16 protein-coding genes are annotated in these 18,365 nt (G+C 72.8%); 9 read left to right on the top strand and 7 right to left on the bottom strand.

Going from position 1 to position 18,365, the window contains the following annotated elements; genetic code table 11:
• Positions 1-63: 63 nt before the first annotated feature.
• Together ABZ621_RS05550 and ABZ621_RS05545 are read right to left on the bottom strand one after the other, a co-directional pair.
• Complete coding sequence (locus ABZ621_RS05550; protein WP_360601016.1) at positions 64-1,350, bottom strand: geranylgeranyl reductase family protein; 1,287 nt, start codon at positions 1,348-1,350, stop codon at positions 64-66.
• 153 nt (positions 1,351-1,503) lie between these two features.
• Positions 1,504-2,199 (bottom strand): demethylmenaquinone methyltransferase, encoded by a 696-nt coding sequence (locus ABZ621_RS05545; protein ID WP_360601014.1) that lies wholly within the window; start codon positions 2,197-2,199, stop codon positions 1,504-1,506.
• A gap of 117 nt (positions 2,200-2,316) precedes the next feature.
• On the opposite strand from ABZ621_RS05545, the gene ABZ621_RS05540 reads away from it, so the two are divergent.
• Both ABZ621_RS05540 and ABZ621_RS05535 read left to right on the top strand, forming a co-directional pair.
• Positions 2,317-2,859, top strand: a complete 543-nt coding sequence (locus ABZ621_RS05540) for a SigE family RNA polymerase sigma factor (protein ID WP_360601012.1) — start codon at positions 2,317-2,319, stop codon at positions 2,857-2,859.
• A gap of 37 nt (positions 2,860-2,896) precedes the next feature.
• Complete coding sequence (locus tag ABZ621_RS05535; protein ID WP_360601010.1) at positions 2,897-3,730, top strand: hypothetical protein; 834 nt, start codon at positions 2,897-2,899, stop codon at positions 3,728-3,730.
• Between the two features lie 22 nt (positions 3,731-3,752).
• On the opposite strand, the gene ABZ621_RS05530 is transcribed toward ABZ621_RS05535, so the two are convergent.
• The 4 genes from ABZ621_RS05530 to ABZ621_RS05515 all read right to left on the bottom strand — a co-directional run bounded on the left by ABZ621_RS05530 (position 3,753) and on the right by ABZ621_RS05515 (position 8,090).
• The gene (locus ABZ621_RS05530; RefSeq protein WP_360601008.1) at positions 3,753-5,108 is read right to left on the bottom strand and encodes a tachylectin-related carbohydrate-binding protein; all 1,356 of its coding nucleotides are present in this window, start codon (positions 5,106-5,108) and stop codon (positions 3,753-3,755) included.
• Between the two features lie 73 nt (positions 5,109-5,181).
• Entirely contained in the window at positions 5,182-5,781 is a 600-nt protein-coding gene (locus tag ABZ621_RS05525) for a hypothetical protein (RefSeq protein ID WP_360601006.1), read from the bottom strand.
• Positions 5,782-5,789: 8 nt separating this feature from the next.
• Complete coding sequence (mqnC, locus tag ABZ621_RS05520) at positions 5,790-7,004, bottom strand: cyclic dehypoxanthinyl futalosine synthase (protein WP_360601004.1); 1,215 nt, start codon at positions 7,002-7,004, stop codon at positions 5,790-5,792.
• A gap of 213 nt (positions 7,005-7,217) precedes the next feature.
• Positions 7,218-8,090: a menaquinone biosynthesis protein gene (locus ABZ621_RS05515; protein WP_360601002.1), complete on the bottom strand. Its 873-nt coding sequence runs from the start codon at positions 8,088-8,090 to the stop codon at positions 7,218-7,220.
• A gap of 280 nt (positions 8,091-8,370) precedes the next feature.
• Between ABZ621_RS05515 and ABZ621_RS05510 the strand changes: the two genes are divergently transcribed.
• Complete coding sequence (locus tag ABZ621_RS05510) at positions 8,371-8,574, top strand: cold-shock protein (protein ID WP_043227793.1); 204 nt, start codon at positions 8,371-8,373, stop codon at positions 8,572-8,574.
• Positions 8,575-8,695: 121 nt separating this feature from the next.
• Here the strand turns inward: ABZ621_RS05510 and ABZ621_RS05505 are convergent, their stop codons facing one another.
• On the bottom strand, positions 8,696-9,556 hold the full coding sequence (locus ABZ621_RS05505) for a M23 family metallopeptidase (protein WP_360600999.1): 861 nt from the start codon (positions 9,554-9,556) through the stop codon (positions 8,696-8,698).
• A gap of 128 nt (positions 9,557-9,684) precedes the next feature.
• On the opposite strand from ABZ621_RS05505, the gene ABZ621_RS05500 reads away from it, so the two are divergent.
• The 6 genes from ABZ621_RS05500 to ABZ621_RS05475 all read left to right on the top strand — a co-directional run bounded on the left by ABZ621_RS05500 (position 9,685) and on the right by ABZ621_RS05475 (position 18,323).
• Complete coding sequence (locus tag ABZ621_RS05500; RefSeq protein WP_360600998.1) at positions 9,685-10,095, top strand: DUF1992 domain-containing protein; 411 nt, start codon at positions 9,685-9,687, stop codon at positions 10,093-10,095.
• Positions 10,095-10,610 (top strand): DUF664 domain-containing protein, encoded by a 516-nt coding sequence (locus tag ABZ621_RS05495; RefSeq protein ID WP_360600996.1) that lies wholly within the window; start codon positions 10,095-10,097, stop codon positions 10,608-10,610. Before ABZ621_RS05500 ends, ABZ621_RS05495 begins: the two co-directional genes overlap by 1 nt.
• 94 nt (positions 10,611-10,704) lie before the next feature.
• Complete coding sequence (locus ABZ621_RS05490; RefSeq protein ID WP_360600994.1) at positions 10,705-12,525, top strand: VCBS repeat-containing protein; 1,821 nt, start codon at positions 10,705-10,707, stop codon at positions 12,523-12,525.
• Positions 12,526-12,613: 88 nt separating this feature from the next.
• The gene (locus ABZ621_RS05485) at positions 12,614-13,849 is read left to right on the top strand and encodes a VCBS repeat-containing protein (protein WP_360600992.1); all 1,236 of its coding nucleotides are present in this window, start codon (positions 12,614-12,616) and stop codon (positions 13,847-13,849) included.
• A gap of 129 nt (positions 13,850-13,978) precedes the next feature.
• Positions 13,979-16,153 (top strand): VCBS repeat-containing protein, encoded by a 2,175-nt coding sequence (locus ABZ621_RS05480; RefSeq protein WP_360600990.1) that lies wholly within the window; start codon positions 13,979-13,981, stop codon positions 16,151-16,153.
• Positions 16,154-16,208: 55 nt separating this feature from the next.
• Positions 16,209-18,323: a hypothetical protein gene (locus ABZ621_RS05475; RefSeq protein WP_360600988.1), complete on the top strand. Its 2,115-nt coding sequence runs from the start codon at positions 16,209-16,211 to the stop codon at positions 18,321-18,323.
• Positions 18,324-18,365 lie beyond the last annotated feature (42 nt).

The raw sequence follows: 18,365 nt of genomic DNA, 5'->3' as shown, positions 1-18,365 counted from the left end.
CGGAGCCGTACGAAAGGGCCGTCACTCCTCGGGGGAGCGACGGCCCTTCGGCGTGCGGTGGCGTCAGGCCTTCGGGGCGACCTTCGACAGGCCGTTGATGATGCGGTCCATCGCGTCCCCGCCCGTCGGGTCCGTGAGGTTCGCCAGCATCTTGAGCGTGAACTTCATCAGGACCGGGTGGGTGAGACCGCGCTGGGTCGCGATCTTCATGACCTTCGGGTTGCCGATGAGCTTCACGAAGGCGCGGCCCAGGGTGTAGTAGCCGCCGTAGGTGTCCTTCAGGATCTTCGGGTAGTTGTGCAGGGCCAGTTCGCGCTGGGCCGGGGTCGCGCGGGCGTGCGCCTGGACGATGACGTCGGCGGCGATCTGGCCGGACTCCATGGCGTAGGCGATGCCCTCGCCGTTGAACGGGTTGACCAGGCCGCCCGCGTCGCCGACGAGCAGCAGGCCCTTCGTGTAGTGCGGCTGGCGGTTGAAGGCCATCGGGAGGGCCGCGCCGCGGATCGGCGTCGTCATGTTCTCCGGCGTGAAGCCCCAGTCCTCCGGCATCGAGGCGCACCAGGCCTTCAGCACCTCGCGCCAGTCCAGCTCGCGGAAGGCGGAGGAGGAGTTGAGGATGCCGAGGCCGACGTTGGAGGTGCCGTCGCCCATGCCGAAGATCCAGCCGTAGCCCGGGAGGAGACGGTCCTCGGCGCCGCGCTTGTCCCACAGCTCCAGCCACGACTCCAGGTAGTCGTCGTCGTGCCGCGGGCTCGTGAAGTACGTGCGGACGGCGACGCCCATCGGGCGGTCCTCGCGGCGGTGCAGGCCCATCGCGAGGGAGAGGCGCGTCGAGTTGCCGTCGGCGGCGACGACCAGCGGGGCGTGGAAGGTGACCTCGGTCTTCTCCTCGCCCAGCTTGGCGTGGACGCCGGTGATGCGGCCCGTGCGCTCGTCGACGACCGGCGCGCCGACGTTGCAGCGCTCGTAGAGCCGCGCGCCGGCCTTCTGCGCCTGCCGCGCCAGCATCTCGTCGAAGTCGTCGCGCTTGCGGACCAGTCCGTAGTCCGGGTACGAGGCGAGGTCCGGCCAGTCGAGCTGGAGCCGGACGCCCCCGCCGATGATCCGCAGGCCCTTGTTCCGCAGCCAGCCGGCCTCTTCGGAGATGTCGATGCCCATGGCGACGAGCTGCTTGGTGGCGCGCGGGGTGAGGCCGTCGCCGCAGACCTTCTCGCGCGGGAACGCCGTCTTCTCCAGGAGCAGCACGTCGAGCCCGGCCTTCGCCAGGTAGTACGCGGTGGTGGAGCCGGCCGGGCCCGCCCCGACGACGATCACGTCTGCGCTGTGCTCGGAGAGGGGCTTCTCGGTCACGGCGAATCTCCCGAAAGGTCGGCGAAGAGGTCGTAGGGAAGTCTAGGACGGGCCGCGCGGGGCGAGGCGGAGGGGCGGAGCCCGGCGGCCCCCGTCGTCCCTGTGGGCACCGCCCCGGCGGAACGTGTGCCCACAACGGAACGGCGGCGGGGGCTACTCCGCCTTGAAGCCGCGGTGGAGGGCGACGATGCCGCCGGTGAGGTTGCGCCAGGCGACCTTGGACCAGCCGGCCTTCCGGAGGAGGCCCGCGAGGGTGGGCTGGTCCGGCCAGGACCGGATGGACTCGGCGAGGTAGACGTACGCGTCGGGGTTGGAGGAGACGGCGCGGGCCACCGGCGGCAGGGCGCGCATCAGGTACTCCTCGTACACCGTGCGGAACGGGGCCCACGTGGGGTGGGAGAACTCCGAGATCACGACCCGGCCGCCGGGCTTCGTCACGCGGTACAGCTCGCGCAGCGCCTGCTCGGTGTCCTGGATGTTGCGGAGGCCGAAGGAGATCGTCACCGCGTCGAAGACGTCGTCCCGGAAGGGCAGCTTGGTGCCGTCGCCCGCGGTGAAGGGCATCCAGGGGTGCCGCTGCTTGCCGACCCGGAGCATGCCGAGGGAGAAGTCGCAGGGGACGACGTACGCGCCCGCGCGCGCGAAGGGCTGCGAGGAGGTGGCCGTGCCGGCGGCGAGGTCGAGGATCCTCTGCGCGGGCCGCGCGTCGACCGCCTTGGCGACCTCCTTGCGCCATCTGCGGTCCTGGCCGAGCGACAGCACGTCGTTGGTGAGGTCGTAGTTGGCCGCCACGTCGTCGAACATGGAGGCGACTTCGTGCGGCTGTTTGTCCAGATTGGCTCGGGTCACGCGTCCCATTCAAGCAGCCGCCCGAATCTCTCCCCGTACCGCTTCAACCTTTCGGCAGTGCGGGTGCTCAAGGACGGTCGGACACACGCACACGACGGCGAGGAGAGCGGGAGTGCGATGGCAGTGACGACCGAGGTGGACCCACGGGCGGCCCGGGTGCCGGACGTGGGGTCGGCGGCCGGGTTCGAGGAGTTCGCGCGGACGGCGCAGCAGCGGCTGTACCGGACGGCGTACCTGCTCTGCGGGGACGCGGAGCACGCGCGGGACCTGACCCAGACGACGCTGGCGAAGCTGTACCAGCACTGGCGGAAGGCGGGGTCGGCCGAGCATCCGCACGCCTACGCCAAGACCGTGCTGACCCGGACCTTCCTGGCCGAGCGGCGCAGGCGGCTGCGGGACCTGCTGGTCCTCACCCGCACCGGCGGCACCGTGCGGGAGCCCGCCGCCGATCAGCCGGAGCTGCGGGTGACGCTGCTCGCCGCGCTCGCCGAACTGCCGCCGAGGGCCCGGGCCATGGTGGTGCTGCGCTACTGGGACGACCAGAGCGTGGCCTCCGTCGCCGCGCTGCTGCGGTGCAGCGAGGCCACCGTGAAGAGCCAGTGCTCGCGCTCGCTGGCCCGTCTCCGCGTACGCCTGGCCGACGCCGGGCTCTCGCTCTGAAGACCCGAGGAAGAAGAGGAAGAGGAAGAGGTCTGCTGTGAACGACGACGACACCACCACTCTCCGGGACGCCTTGGACCGCACGGCGCGGGAGCTGCCGCCGCTGCCCGACCTGGTCCCGCTCGCCGTGCGCGAGGGGCGCAGGCGCCGGGCCAGGGCCCGGTTCGCCACGGCGGCGGCCGCGTTCGGCGTGGTCACCGCCGGGGCCCTCGGGCTCACGCTGCTGCCGGGCAACGGCCCGGCTCCGGCGATGCCGGCCGCCCAGCCCTCGTCGCCGGGGGTGAGCGCGAGCCCGAGCGTGGACCCGGACGCGAGCTATCCCCCGGTGGTCGTGGAGGAGACGCCGGGAGTCCCCCCGCCCGACAACCCGGACGGGCTGTCGGCCGCCGAGCGGGAGCGCCGGGCGGTCCACCAGCAGCGCGTGGCCGTGCTGCTCGACGAGCTGCTGCCGGCGAAGGTCACGGAGATCCGGCCGGTCAAGGACAAGGTGTCCGCCTACCGGATCACGGCGGGCGGGGAGCCCTTCTGGCTGACGGTGTCGGTGCGGCCGACCGACGACCGGTCCGTCGGCGACTGCCCGAACAGGCCGGACCGGAAGATCGTCTGCGAGACCGTCGCCGTCGACGGGGACCACGAGGCGCAGCTGCTGTCGCTGCCGGCGAACGAGCCGGACACCTTGGCCGCGTACGTGCGGTTCAACTACGGCGGCAGCCGTGTGCGGCTCTCCGTCGAGCCCGAGCGCCTGTCCTCGCCGGTGACCCCGCGCCAGCTCTTCGCCGTGGCCGAGGACCCGCGCTTCCTCGACCTGGTGAAGGAGGCGGACGCGCGGCCGGTGGAGGAGAAGCTGCCGCCGGCCGTCGTGGGCGGCTGACCGCCGCCCACGACGGGCTCCGTCAGATCAGCAGGTCGTACGTGTTCCAGCCGCCGCCGATCAGGCTGCGGTCGGCGGAGGGGTAGAGCGACGGGTTCCATTGGGGCTCCGACAGGCGCTCGCCCTGGTGGAGCCAGAGGTTGCCGGAGGCGTCGCGGGCGACCAGGTCGGCGTTCTTGTCCCGGCCCAGCTCGCCGGTGCCGGCGAAGGCGGTGTAGCGGTTCCAGCCGGTGCCGACGAGCTGCTTGCGGGTGAACGGCGGGCCGGGGGCGATCTGCGGGACGTCGTACTTCCAGAGCGCGCCGGCCGCGTCCCGGGCCAGCGCTCCGTCGGGGCCGGTCAGCGTGGTCATCCGGTTGTAGGCGTTCCAGCCGCCGCCGACCTTGACCCGGCCGTAGAACTGTCCGGCGCCGCCGTACTTGGTCTCGTAGTGCCACAGCACGCCGGAGGCGTCACGGGCGACCAGGCCGCCGACGGAGTCGCCGGTGATGGCGGTGTACTGGTTCCAGCCGCCGCCGATCCGGACCCGGGTCTTGAACGGGGCGTCGGGGTTGCCCGTCCCGCCGTAGTACCAGAGGACGCCGCTCCGGTCGCGGGCCACCATGTCGCCCCCGCCGGCGGCGTTGGGCTTCCACAGCGGGGTGATGACGGTGTACACCTGCCAGCCGCCGCCGACCTTCTTGCGCCGCTCGAACGGCCTGGTCGTGAGGCTGGTCCCCTCGTACCGCCACAGCACGCCGGAACGGTCCCGGGCGTGCAGGGTGCCGCGCTGCGCCGCCGGGGGCGTGCCCGGGACGAAGCTGAGCTGGACGGTCCCCCGGGCGACGACCGCGCCCGTGCCGTCCTTCAGCTCGACCCGGGCGTCCAGGTCGCGCTTCGTGTCCGGGCTGCCCAGGCGCAGCGCGGTCTCGTCGGCGTCCAGGGTGACCGCGTAGGCGAGCGTGGTGGCCGCCGGCACCGACGGCAGGGTGAGCGACGGCGGGTCGAACGGGAAGCCCATGTCGTTGAAGGGGAACTTCCACGCGCAGGCTCCGTACGCGACGCCGTTGACGGCGCAGGTGGAGACGAGCGCCCGGTCGCTCACCTCCCCGCCGCCCGCTTCGCCGTCCAGCTGGTCGGGCAGGTGGAGGGCGCCGCTCACCTTGCCGGTCACCCCGGCGGGGAGCGTGGCGGTGAACCTCAGGGTCACCGCGCCTTCCTCGCCCGCCGGGACGGTGAGCCGGCCGCCTTCCTGGACGACCGTCCCCGGCTCCGCCGCCGTGGCCGCCACCGCGGCGTGGGCGGTCGCTCCCCCGAGCGCCTCCGGCGCCGTGAGCGCCAGTGGCACGAGTGTCGCGACCAGCGCCGCCGCCGTGACGGTCCTGCGCATGCGTGTCATGTCAACGCCTCCTCAGTGTTCACCCGTTGGACACGCCGTGGTCCCGGATGGTTGTACGGGGAGGCGGGAGGAGTCAGCGGGAGCGGTGGACCAGACGTCCGTCGACGACCGTGGCGACGCAGGTCGACGCGCCCCTGCGGACGAGGTCGGCCGGGGTGGGGACGTCGAAGACGGCGAAGCGGGCGGGGGCGCCGGGGGTGAGGCGCGGGAGGAGGATCAGGGGGGCCGGGGAGAAGGACGGCGGGCCGGGGAGGTTCGGCGGGCGCTGTCCGGTCGCCAGGCCGGCGCGGCGGACCGCGTCCTGGGCCGCCCGCGACCGCAGTTCCCCCGCGACGGCGACCGTGCCGTGGGCCAGCATCCGCTGGACGCCCCGGCGGGCGCTGGCGCCGAGGCGGGCGGGGTCGGAGCGGAGGAGCTCCGCCGCCCGCTCGCCGGTGATCGGCGCGGTGCCGTACGTGTCGGCCTCGCGCGGGTCCGGGTGGTAGGTCCGCTCCAGGAGCTCGGGGGCGTAGGGGTTGAGCAGGCCGGGGAGCAGGATGCCGGGCCAGCGGCGGAGGCGGGCGTCCTGGTTCCGCTCGGCCAGCTCCTCGTACGGGCCGACGGCGGCGATCCGCGCGCCGTCGACGAGGACGGCGGTCTCCGGCGACCCGTCGGCGGCGTGCAGGGTGAGCAAGGAGTGCCTCAGTTCGCGTCGAGGAGCTTGAGCTCGGGGTGGGCGGTGCCGCCCTCGATCGCCACGGACGAGATGTGGGAGGCGACGCGGTCGTCGACCGGGTCGTTCGCCGGGTCGTCGTGGACGGCGAGGTGCTCGTAGGTGGTGGAGCGCTGGGCGGGGACGCGGCCGGCCTTGCGGATCAGGTCGATGATCTCCAGGCGGTTGGAGCGGTGCTTGGCACCGGCGGAGGAGACGACGTTCTCCTCCAGCATGATCGAGCCGAGGTCGTCGGCGCCGTAGTGCAGGGAGAGCTGGCCGACCTCCTTGCCGGTGGTCAGCCAGGAGCCCTGGATGTGGGCGACGTTGTCGAGGAAGAGGCGGGCGATCGCGATCATCCGCAGGTACTCGAAGAGGGTGGCCTGGGTGCGGCCCTTGAGGTGGTTGTTCTCGGGCTGGTACGTGTACGGGATGAAGGCCCGGAAGCCACCCGTCCGGTCCTGCACGTCGCGGATCATCCGCAGGTGCTCGATCCGCTCGGCGTTGGTCTCGCCGGTGCCCATGAGCATGGTGGAGGTCGACTCGACACCCAGCTCGTGGGCGATCTCCATGATCTCCAGCCAGCGCTCGCCGGACTCCTTGAGCGGCGCGATGGCCTTGCGGGGGCGCTCGGGGAGCAGCTCCGCGCCGGCGCCGGCGAAGGAGTCGAGGCCGGCGGCGTGGATGCGGGTGATGGCCTCCTCGACGGAGACGCCGGAGATGCGGGCCATGTGCTCGACCTCGGAGGCGCCGAGGGAGTGGATGACGAGCTGCGGGAAGTCCTTCTTGATGGCCGCGAAGTGCTTCTCGTAGTACTCGACGCCGTAGTCCGGGTGGTGGCCGCCCTGGAACATGATCTGGGTGCCGCCGAGCTCGACGGTCTCCGCGCAGCGGCGCAGGATGTCGTCGAGGTCGCGGGTCCAGCCCTTCTTGGTGTCCTTGGGGGCGGCGTAGAAGGCGCAGAACTTGCAGGCCGTCACGCAGACGTTGGTGTAGTTGATGTTCCGCTCGATGATGTACGTCGCGATGTGCTCGGTACCGGCGTAGCGGCGGCGGCGTACGGCGTCGGCCGCGGCGCCGAGGGCGTGCAGCGGCGCCGAGCGGTACAGGTCGAGCGCCTCCTCGGGGGTGATGCGGCCGCCCGCGGCGGCGCGGTCGAGAACGACTGTGACATCGGACGACGTGAGCTCGGCCTTCTCGGTCACCGTTTCGTCCCTTTCGGAGGCTTGTCGACGGACCGGCCCAGCGTACGCCAGCGGGGGTGCGGGACCGGGCCGGGGTCCGCGCCCGCGTGAAATTCCGGTGAACGCTCAATTGCGCGATTCCCGTGGAAGGAATGGGGACGCGCGCCGCGGACGCCGGGCGGGAATTGCCGGGGCGAATTGCCCGGGGTGGTGGAGGGCCCCGGGCGGGGGTTCCTATTCCGGCGGCAGCAGATCGACGGCGACGTCCGCCGGAAATCCGGTCGTGGGTCCGGTGCGGCGGGCGAACTCCCGTACTCCGGCGAGTTGCTCGGGGCCGAAGCGGAAGTCGAGCGTACGGAAGTAGCGTTCGAGCAGCTCGGCGTCGAATGCCTCCCAGCGGGCCGCCTGTTCCGCCACCTTGGTGACCTCGTCGAGGGAGAGGTCGCGGGAGGCGAGGAAGGCCCGGTGGACGTCGTGGACGGTCTCCGGCTCGCGCGCCAGGTAGTCCTTGCGGGCCGCCCAGACGGCGAAGACGAAGGGCAGCCCCGTCCACTCCTTCCACATGAGGCCGAGGTCGTGGACCTGGAGCCCGAGCCGGGGCGCGTCGTGCAGCGAGGCCCGCAGGGCGGCGTCGCCGATGAGCACCGCCGCCTCGGCCTCCTGCATCATCAGCCCCAGGTCGGGCGGGCACGTGTAGTACGCCGGCTCGACCCCGTACCGCTCCGCGAGCAGCAGCTGGGCGAGCCGGACCGAGGTGCGGGAGGTGGAGCCGAGGGCCACGCGGGCGCCGTCCAGCTCCTCCAGGGGACGCTGGGAGACGATCACGCAGGACATGACGGGACCGTCGCAGCCGACCGCGATGTCGGGGAGGGCGACGAGCTCGCCGGCGTTGCGGAGGTACTCGACGAGGGTGATGGGGCCGATGTCCAGATCGCCCCGGACGAGCCGCTCGCTCAGCTTCTCCGGGGTGTCCTTGGTCAGCTCCAGATCGAGGAGCGTCCCGGTCCTGGCGAGGCCCCAGTAGAGGGGCAGGCAGTTCAGGAACTGGATGTGCCCGACCCGGGGCCGGCTGCGCGGGCTCTCGTCGTTCTCGTTTGCGTGGTCCACATCGCGAGGCTAGCCCCGTCTCGCACGGTGGACATCGCCGGGGCACACCGGGACGGATCGGGTGTCGCGTCAGCACGTTTGGATCGGATCAAACATGAGGGTGACGTGATCTTTCCCTCTATCGCTGTGTGCACACTGCGTGCTACGCTCGACGCAAGTTGCAGTTTGGTTTCCCTTGCAGTACAGAGCCTGCGGAGCATGTGACCCGCAGGCTTTTGTAGTTTTCAGACTTGTTTGCAGGTTCTGGAGCAGGGCGACCCTTTGGCCCATAGGAGGGCTCATGGCTACCGGAACCGTCAAGTGGTTCAACGCTGAAAAGGGCTTTGGCTTCATCGCCCAGGAAGGCGGCGGCCCGGATGTCTTCGTCCACTACTCCGCGATCAACGCGAACGGCTTCCGTTCGCTTGAGGAGAACCAGCAGGTGAGCTTCGACGTCACGCAGGGCCCGAAGGGTCCGCAGGCGGAGAACGTCACCACGATCTGAACGCCGTAGTGGCGATCTTGATCTTCTAGAGCAGTACCCAAGGAGCCCCGCTCCGTGCCGCAGGTGCGGCACGAGCGGGGCTCCTGCCCGTTTCCGGGACGGCTCGGCGGTTCGGGACGGCTCAGCAGTTCGGGATGACGGTGCCGTTGTTGTCGCGTGCCTCGTCGTTGCCCCAGCGGGAGAGGTAGTACGCCGGGACGTAGGCGCCGTAGCCGTTCTTGCCGGAGTAGACGGTGTCCAGGTCGGTGCGGAGCCACCAGTGGTTGTAGTTGCCGGAGGCGTCGCGGATCTCCTGGCCCCAGACCTTGCAGTAGACGTAGTTCGTGCCGGCGTTCAGGACGCCCTGGGGGTCGTTCGTGTTGGCGGCGGCGTAGCCGGTGGCGTTGGCGAAGGTGTCCACCCAGTACTTCCCGCCGCCCCCGCCCGAGCAGCCGTTGTCGCTGGTCAGGTGCTTGGAGCCGTACGAGCCCGGGTAGGGCGCGAGGGAGACGCCGTTGATCACGATGGGCTGGCCGACGCCGTTGTAGAGCTGCTCGTAGTGGATGTGGGCGCCGGAGCTGTTGCCGGTGGAGCCGGTGGTGCCGATCTGCTGGCCCTGGGCGACGGCGGCGCCGTTCGCGACCGAGTAGGCGTTCAGGTGGAAGTAGTACGTCTTCCAGCCGCCGCCGTGGTCGACCACGATGTAGTTCCCGGCGCCGGAGGGCTGCGCATAGCGGTAGGCGGTGCCGGAGGCCGAGGCCAGGACGGGGGCGCCGGCGGTGGCGCCGCCGTCGGAGCGGACGAAGTCCAGGGCCTGGCGGACCTCGGCCGAATGGTGGCTGTACGTCCATTTCTGGCCACAGGGGAACGGGGCCTTGAAGAGCGGCGCGGCGTGCGCGGTGCCGGCCGTGCCGAGGACCGTGAGCAGCCCGGCGAGCAGGGCGAACAGGGCTCCGACGGCGGGGATCCGGGCGGTGGTCTTCGTCGTACGCAAGTGACGCATGCGTCCTCCGGGACGTGAGGGGGCAGGGGTTTACGCGCGTTGACCGACCACAGGGTGCCGGAAGACCGGCCGCCGCAGTAGACGGCGTTCCCCACATGCGACCCGGCCCCGATACGTACGCTGGACACATGACCGAACGGAAACCGCCCGGTGTCAGCTTCGAGTCCTTCGTCGACAAGCAGATCCGGGAGGCGGCCGAGCGCGGCGAGTTCCGCCGTCTCTCCGGCTTCGGCAAGCCCCTCCCCGACGACGCCGCGCCCTATGACGAGCTGTGGTGGATCAAGCAGAAGATGCACCGCGAGGGCATGGGGGCGCTGCCGCCCGCCCTCCGGCTGCGCAAGGAGGCCGAGGAGGCGGCCGAGGCGGTCGCGGCGGCCGCCTCGGAGGCTCAGGTCCGGCGGATCCTCGGCGAGATCAACACCAAGATCGCGGAAGCCCTGCGCCGCCCGCCGGCCGGGCCGCCGCTCCGTCTGACGCCCTTCGACGTCGAGGCGGAGCTGGCCCGGTGGCGGGCGGCGCGCGACCCCAAGGGGGCGTGATGAACAGTGCCGGTCTGCTGCTCGACTCCTTCGGCAGGATCCGGGAGGCCGTCCACGAGGCCGTGGACGGCCTCGGCGAGGACGACCTCGCCGCCCGGATCGACCCGGACGCCAACTCGATCGCCTGGCTCGTCTGGCACCTCACCCGCATCCAGGACGACCATCTGGCGGGCGCCTTCGGGACGGAGCAGCTGTGGCGCTCCGACGGCTGGCGGGACCGCTTCGGCCTGCCGTTCCCGCCGTCCGCGACCGGTTACGGCCATACGTCCGCGCAGGTCGGAGCCGTACGGGCGCCGGCGGAACTGCTGCTCGGCTACCACGACGCCGTCCACGACCGGACGGCCACGCTCCTCGCCCCCGTCACGAACGCGGACCTGGACCGGGTCGTCGACACCGCCTGGGACCCGCCCGTGACCCTCGGCGTCCGGCTGGTCTCGGTGATCGCGGAGGACCTCCAGCACGCGGGGCAGGCGGCGTACGCGCGGGGGGTGGTGGAGCGGCGGGAGGGCGGCTGAGGCGCGGTCCGCCCCGTACAACCTTTCGCCTCCCCTGCGGGTCCGACCGGGCACGGCACGTCCGTGCCCGGTCTTTCCATCCCGGAGGGCTCCCTTGCAGTACCGCAGCACCGCCACCGCCGGCCCCGTCCGTCCCGCCCGCACCACCCGTCTCGCCGCCGCCGTCGCCGCCGTGCTGGCCCTGACCGTCGGGGCGGGCGCGCTCGCCGCACCGGCGGCCTCGGCCGCGACCACGACGGCCGGGTCGGCCGCAGTGGGCCCCGTCCGCTCGCTCACCCCCGGCACCACCCTGCGCGGCGCGGGGACACAGGGCTTCTTCGTCCGCGTCGGGCCCTACGACGACTTCGACATCCTCCGCTGGATCCCGTACGCGGGCGGCGACCACCGCGACTTCACCTACTGGCCCTACGACGGGATCACCGAGACCTCCGGCGACGTGCTGGTCCAGTCGGAGGACGGGTACGACGGGCGGGCCTGGAACATGGCCACGGGAGAGTCCTTCAGTACGCGCGCGGAGGAGCTGCCCGGCACCCTGGACCCCCTGTACGCGGGCACCGCCGGTTCCGCCATCGCGCTGCGGGACGCGCGGGACCGGCTGTGGCTCGACACGAAGGACGCCGCTCCCCGCGAGATCACGGGGCTGCCCGAGGGGAGCTCGCCCGCGAAGGTGCGTCCGGGCACCACCGCGTCCGGGCTGCTCGACTACCGGACCGCCGCCGGGGAGACGCGGTGGGGGGTCCTCGATCTGGCCACCGCGACCGTCAAGGAGTCGTACCCGGGCGCGGAGGCCCTCTCCGCGACCCGGGTCGCCTGGAGCGAGGCGGCCACCGCCACCACCCCGCGCCGCGTGGTGGTCCGCGACCGGGCCACCGGGGCGGACACCGTCGTCCCCGTGACCTCCACCGCCGCCTCCCTCCCGCTGGGCCTGCTCGGCGACTGGCTGCTGTACGGGGGCTCGGCCCGGCACCTGAAGACGGGCGAGACGGTCACGCTCTTCACGCGCGCGGACAGCGTGCTCGCCGCTCCCGACGGCACGGCGGTCGTCGTCCAGGGCAGCCGGGCGGGGACGGCCGGCGTCCACCGCGTCACGCTCGACGCGCTCGGCAGGCCCGTCGTCGCGCTCCTCGCGCGCAGCGCCTCCGCCGATGCGTTCGTCCACGACGTCGACACCGACGGCTACCCGGACCTGCTCGGCCGGGACGCGTCGGGAACGCTGTGGCGGGACAGCGCCGGGGACGGGCGGAGCCGGAAGGCCGTCAGCGGAGGCTGGGGGGCCTACAACAAGATCGAGGCCGTCGGCGACCCCATCGGCATCGGTCTCCACGCGGACGTCGTCACGCGGGACACGGCCGGCGTCCTCTGGCTGCACAAGGCCGACGGCAAGGGCGGGTTCCACCCCCGCACGAAGGTCGGCGGCGGCTGGCAGACGTACGTCAAGCTCGCCGGCGGCGAGGACCTGAACGAGGACGGCGGCGACGACCTCGTCGCCGTCGACACGGCCGGCCGGCTCTTCGTCTACGAGAGCACCGGGCTGGTGGACCGCCCCTACAGGCCCCGCAGGCAGATCGGCACCGGCTGGGGCATCTACAACCAGCTCACCGCCGTCGGCGACGTCGGCGGCGCCCCCGGCGCCGACCTCGTCGCCCGCGACGCCTCCGGCGCGCTGTGGCTCTACCTCGGCAAGGGCGACGGCACCTTCGCCGCCCGCAAGCCCGTCGGCGGCGGCTGGCAGGTCTACGGCCAGATCACCGGCGCGGGGGACGTCGACCACGACGGCAGGAACGACGTCCTCGCCCACGACCCCGCCTCCAAGCGCGTCTACCTGTACTCCGGCACCGGCGACTGGCGGCGTCCCTTCCGCGCCCGGGTCCTCACGGACCTCCATGCCGGGGCCGCGTACGACCACCTGGCGTGACCCGTACAACCCGTCGATCGCCTCGTGAGTCTGACCGGGCGCGGCACGCGCGTACGTGCCGCGCCCGGTCTTCCTCATGGGGGTTCACTTGCAGCACCGCACCACGCGCGCCCGCCTGGCGACCGCCGTCGCGGCGGTCCTCGCCGTCACGGCCCTCGGTGCCGGCACGCTCGCCGCCGCGCCGGCCGCCTTCGCGGCGCCGTCGGGTCCCGTCGCGGAGCCGGTGACGGTCCTCGGGTCCCAGGTGCCCGCCACGGTGAACCTCGACAGGACCGGCGGCGAAGTGACCCTGGGATGGACGCTGTCGGACCCCGCCGCGTACATCCTCGTCACGCTCACGCACACCGCGACGGGCAGGCAGTACCAGCAGTTCGCCCACTCCCCCACGGGCGACGAACACTTCTCCTTCGCCTGGGACGGCCACATCGGCGACGTCGACGGGCCGAACGGCGCCTACGCCGTGGAGGCCGAGGTGACGCCGCTCGACGGCGTCACCGAGAGCACCTACGCGCGCTCGCGGATGACCCTCTCCCGCACGCCCAACCCGCACGACCACACGAACAACGGCTCCACCGACGTCCTCGCCCGGGACGCCGCCGGCGTCCTGTGGCGTGACGACCTGCGGGACCGGCCGGTGAACGGCCTGGCCAGGACCGCCCAGCGGACCCGGATCGGCTCCGGGTGGAACACGTACCGGCAGATCGAGGCGGTCGGAAGCACCGGCGGCGCCGCCCACGGCGACCTGGTCGCGCTCGACGGGTCCGGCGTCCTGTGGCACTACCTCGGCAAGGGCGACGGCACCTTCACCCCCCGCACGCGGATCGGCGCCGGCTGGGGGGCCTACAACAAGATCACCGGCGGCTCGGACCTCGACGGCGACGGGCGCTCCGACCTGCTCGCCACCGACACCTCCGGCGTCCTGTGGTCCTACAAGGGCACGGGCGACGGCGCCCGGCCCTTCGCCACCCGGGTGCGGGTCGGCGGCGGCTGGGGCGTCTACGACCAGCTCACCGCCGTCGGCGACATCGCCGGAGCCGCCGCCGGCGACCTGGTCGCCCGCGGCAAGGACGGCGTCCTCTGGCTCTACCTCGGCAAGGGCGACGGCACCTTCGCCGGCCGGATCCACGTCGGCGGCGGCTGGGGGGCCTTCTCCCAGCTCGTCGGCGCCGGGGACGTCGACGCCGACGGGCGCCCGGACCTGGTCGCGTACGGGGCGGGCGGCACCTTCGTGTACCGGTCGACCGGCTCCGGCACCCGGCCCTTCGTCCGCATGGGCACCGACCTCTACGCGGGCCAGGGCACCAGGTTCACCGCCGTCGCCTGACGCCGTGGGCGGGTGACGGGGACGGGAACCCGGAGCGAACCCCGTACAACCATCCGTCCCGGCCGGGAGTCTCCCAGGGCGGTCCGTACACATGTGCGGGCCGCCCTGCCTCGTTCCTGGAGGACGTCCTTGACTTCCGTTCGTCCCGTCCGCGGCCGTCGCCTTCTCGGCGCCGCCGCCACGGTCCTCGCCGCGACGCTCGGCGCCGGCACGCTCGCCGCCCCGGCGGCGACCGCCGCCGACGCCCCCGCCCCGGGCGAGGGTGTCCTGACGATCCCTCACCACGCCAACGCCATCGGCTCCGGCACGGCCGGGTTCTTCGTGGAGAACGCCTACAGCAGCGAGGAAGAGGCCTGGGTCCGGTACTCCGACGGCACCCGGACGCCGGTCGGCTCCATCTGGCAGGACCTGGTCGTCGGCGACACCATGCTGTCGTGCACCCAGCCGAACGCCACGGTGCGGAACATGGCCACGGACACCACCGTCCTCACCGTCCCCATGGAAGCCGGCGAGACCTGCGGCGGGTTCACGGGAACCGCCGTCTTCCTCACGTCCTGGGGCAGCGGGCAGAAGCTGCGCATGTACACCGCGGAGCACGGCAGCCGCCTGGTGACCGGCATCCCGGCCGGCTCCACGTACATGCGGGTGACGCCGGGCACTGCCACCCACGGCCTGCTCAGCTACAAGGGCCCCGACGGCGTCGAGCACCGGGGCACGATCGACCTCGCCACCGCCTCCGTCGCGGTGGACCACGCGGCGCCGCTCGCCACCAGGTCGGGCCTCGCCCTCTCCGCCACGCACCTCGCCTGGAGCGAGTACGACCCGGCGACGGGCAAGGCGCAGATAGTGGTGCGCGCCCTCGCCGACGGCGCGAAGAAGACCTTCCCGGCCGCCAAGTACAGCCTCGTCGCCTTCCTCGGCGACCGGCTCGTCCACTCCTACCCGGACGGCAGCCGGGCGCTCGGCCCGTCGCCGCTGCTCGCCCTGAACATCGTGGACATGAAGACCGGCGGCACGACGCGGCTGCTCGACCACGTCCGGGCCATCACCCCCGCCGCCGACGGCGACCTGCTGGTCAGCGGCGGCGAGATCGGCACCGGCGACGGCGTCTTCCGCGTCTCCGCCGGCGCGGACGGCACGCCGACGGCACGCCTGATGGCGGTCGGCGACTACCCCGCCGAGCTCGCGGAGGTGACCGCCCCCACGCTGCCCTCCGGGACGATCGACCTGGACCGGGCGTGGGCGCGCGTCCCCTTCATGCAGTACTTCAACCACCAGGGCGCCACGTACAGCCGGACGATCACGCACACCCGCACCGGCAAGACCCACACGAAGGTGGAGCTCTTCCAGGACGCGGGCGCCGACGGCCGCTTCCCGGACGGCATCCCGATGGGCTGGGACTGGGACGGCACCCTCAACTCCGGTAACGCCACCGACCCGAAGGGGTCCCTCGCCGCCTACAACGGCGCGTACACCTGGGAGTCGACCGCCGTGTCCGGCGGCGGCTTCGGAGAGCCGGTCAAGCGGTCGGGCTCGTTCACCGTGAAGCGCGCGCCGAGGCAGCACGACTTCGACGACAACGGCTCCTCCGACCTGCTGGCCCGCGACGCCTCCGGTGTCCTGCGGACGCACGACTCCGGGGCCGTCGGCGGCGGCTGGCAGATCTACGACCGGATCGAGGCCACCGGCAACCTCGCCGGCACCGCCCACGCCGACCTCGTCGCCCGCGACAAGACGGGCGTCCTCTGGCTCTACCAGGGCAACGGCCGCGGCGGCTTCCTCGGCCGGGTGAAGATCGGCGGCGGCTGGCAGACGTACGAACACCTCGCCGGCGGCTCCGACTTCACCGGCGACGGCCGCCCCGACCTCGTCGCCGCCGACAAGACCGGTGTCCTGTACCTGTACGCCGCCACCGGCAACGTCAACGCCCCCTTCGCCACCCGGAAGAGGATCGGCGGCGGCTGGCAGGTCTACAACCAGCTCGTCGGCACCGGGAACCTCGGCGGCACGGCCGCCGGCGACCTGGTCGCCCGCGACAAGGACGGCGTCCTCTGGCTGTACCTCGGCAGGGGCGACGGCACCTTCACGGGCCGCACCAGGGTCGCTTCCGGCTTCGGCCGCTACGGCGAGCTGGTCGGCGCCGGGCGGTTCGACGGCGACGCGACGAACGACCTCCTCGCCTACGAGCCCGCCACCCGGAAGACGTTCTCCTTCCGGGGCACGGGCAAGCAGGAGGCGCCGTTCGACCTGACGCGGATCGGCACCGGACAGTTCGCGGGCGGGTCGTACAACCTCTTCTCCTGAACCACGGCCCCGTCCGCCGCCCGCCCGCGACTCCCCGCCCCTGGAGGCCACCACCGTGTCCCGCACCCGCACCACCCGGCTCCGGCTGACCGCCGCGGGCGCCGCCGTGCTCGCCACCGCGACCGTCGGCGCGCTCACCGGCCCGGCCGCCGCCGCGCCCTCCGCCGTGACCGCCGCCGTGACCGCCGCCACGGCCGCACAGGACGTGGCGCCCTTCCCGAAGGGCGCCACGCTGCTCGACGGCGGGAGGACCGGCTTCCTCGCGCGGTCGGGGACGGCCGCGGCGCCGTACTTCTGGACCTCGTACGACGGGACCGTCACCCCGCTGCCCGGCGCCCGCTACCTCGGCGCCGCCGGGACCGACACGATCGTGGAGGACAAGGGCGACGGCACGTACGTCCTGCGCGACATGGGGTCGGACGCCGAACCGGTCGTCGTCTCCACGCCCGGCACGCTCCTGGGCGTCGTGGACGCGACGCTCGTCGTGCAGGACGCGCAGGGGATCCATCTGGTGAGCGGGGCCGGGGGCGAGGTCGTCCGCCGCACGGTGACCGGGCTGCCGTCGGGCTCCCTGCGCGTGCGCAGCACCGCCCCGGGGGCGCTGACCGTGTCGTCGTCCCAGACCTCGGCGGACTTCCTCTCGCTGGTGCACGTCTCCACGGCCTCGGTGGTCAAGACCGTGGAGGCCCGCAACCACGTCCTCGGCTTCGAGTCCGTCGCCGGGTCGAAGACCCACATGACCTGGTACGACTACACGCCCGCCGACGACGGCGGATCGTTCCACCTCCTCGACGTCAGGACCGGCGAGGTCGAGGTCCTGGACGCGTTCGGCTCGTTCGAGTCGACGGCGCTCTCGGAGGCGTGGCTGGCGGGCGGACCCTCCGGGCTCACCCTGCGTTCCCTCGCCGACGGCCGGGAGGTGACCGTCCTGGACCGCGTCCGTGGCGTGCGGCCCGGGGCGGACGGCGCGTTCCTCGTCGACGGCACCCTCGACCGGGTGGAGGGGGTCTACCGCGTCACCGTCGGCGCGGACGGCAAGCCCGTCGCGGAGCTCGTGGCGAGCAGCGGGCGCCTCCCGGACCTCGCCGTGACCACGGAGGAGGTGCCGTCGGTCGTCGACTTCACCACCCCGGAGAGCTGGGGGCGGTTCGCCTGGGACTTCAACCACCGCGTGGAGCCCACGCTCACCCTGACCCACAAGGCCACCGGCCGGCAGACCGTCCTCAGGTCCGGCTACCACAGCCCGCCGCCCACCTACCGCTTCGCGTGGGCCGGTTACGGCGGGTGGCGGGACATGGCCGACTACAGCGGCGAGTACACCTGGACGATGACGGCCAAGGAGACGGACAACGTCGGCCCGGCCGTCGAGCGGACCGGCACCCTCACCGTCAAGCGCTCCGAGGTGGCCCGCGACCACGACGAGAACGGCTTCCCCGACCTCCTCGTCCGGGACGGCGCCGGGCAGTTGTCCGCGTACGAGACCAAGCAGCTGCGCGAGATCGGCACGGCCGACCCGACCCCGACCGTCCTGCACACCGGCTGGAACACGTACTCGCTCGTCGCCTCGCCCTCCGACCGCACGATCGTCGGCCGGGACCGCGACGGCGTGCTGTGGATGCACAAGGGCACGGGCCAGAAGCTGCTGCCGCGCACGAAGGTCGGCGGCGGCTGGCAGGTCTACAACAAGATCACCGGCGGCTCCGACCTCAACAACGACGGACGCGGCGACCTCCTCGCCACCGACACGGCCGGCGTCCTGTGGTTCTACGCCTCCACCGGCGACACCACCCGCCCCTTCAAGCCGCGCGTCCGGGTCGGCGGCGGCTGGCAGATCTACAACCTCCTCACCGCCCCCGGGAACATCGCCGGAGCCACCGGCGGCGACCTCCTCGCCCGCGACCGGGACGGCGTCCTCTGGCTCTACCTCGGCAAGGGCGACGGCACCTTCACCGCCCGCCGCAAGGTCGGCGGCGGCTGGCAGCAGTTCACCCACCTCGCGCCCTTCGGCGACGGAAGCCGGGACGGGAGCGACGACGGCCGGATGGACCTGTACGCGATCGGACCGGGCGGCTCCCGGTTCTACCCGACCACCGGCTCGGTCGACCGCCCCTATGGCACCCCGACCTCCCTCGGCCCCCGGTCCGAAGCTGCGTTCAAGACCGTTTTCTGAGGCCCGCTCCCTCAATCCTCATCTGCCGGCTCCCGACTCCCG

It is taken from the genome of Streptomyces sp. NPDC007863, from assembly GCF_040633895.1.
GTDB lineage: Bacteria > Actinomycetota > Actinomycetes > Streptomycetales > Streptomycetaceae > Streptomyces.
The sequence above is the reverse complement of the archived record's forward strand: the minus strand, read 5'-3'. Positions and strand labels throughout refer to the sequence as shown.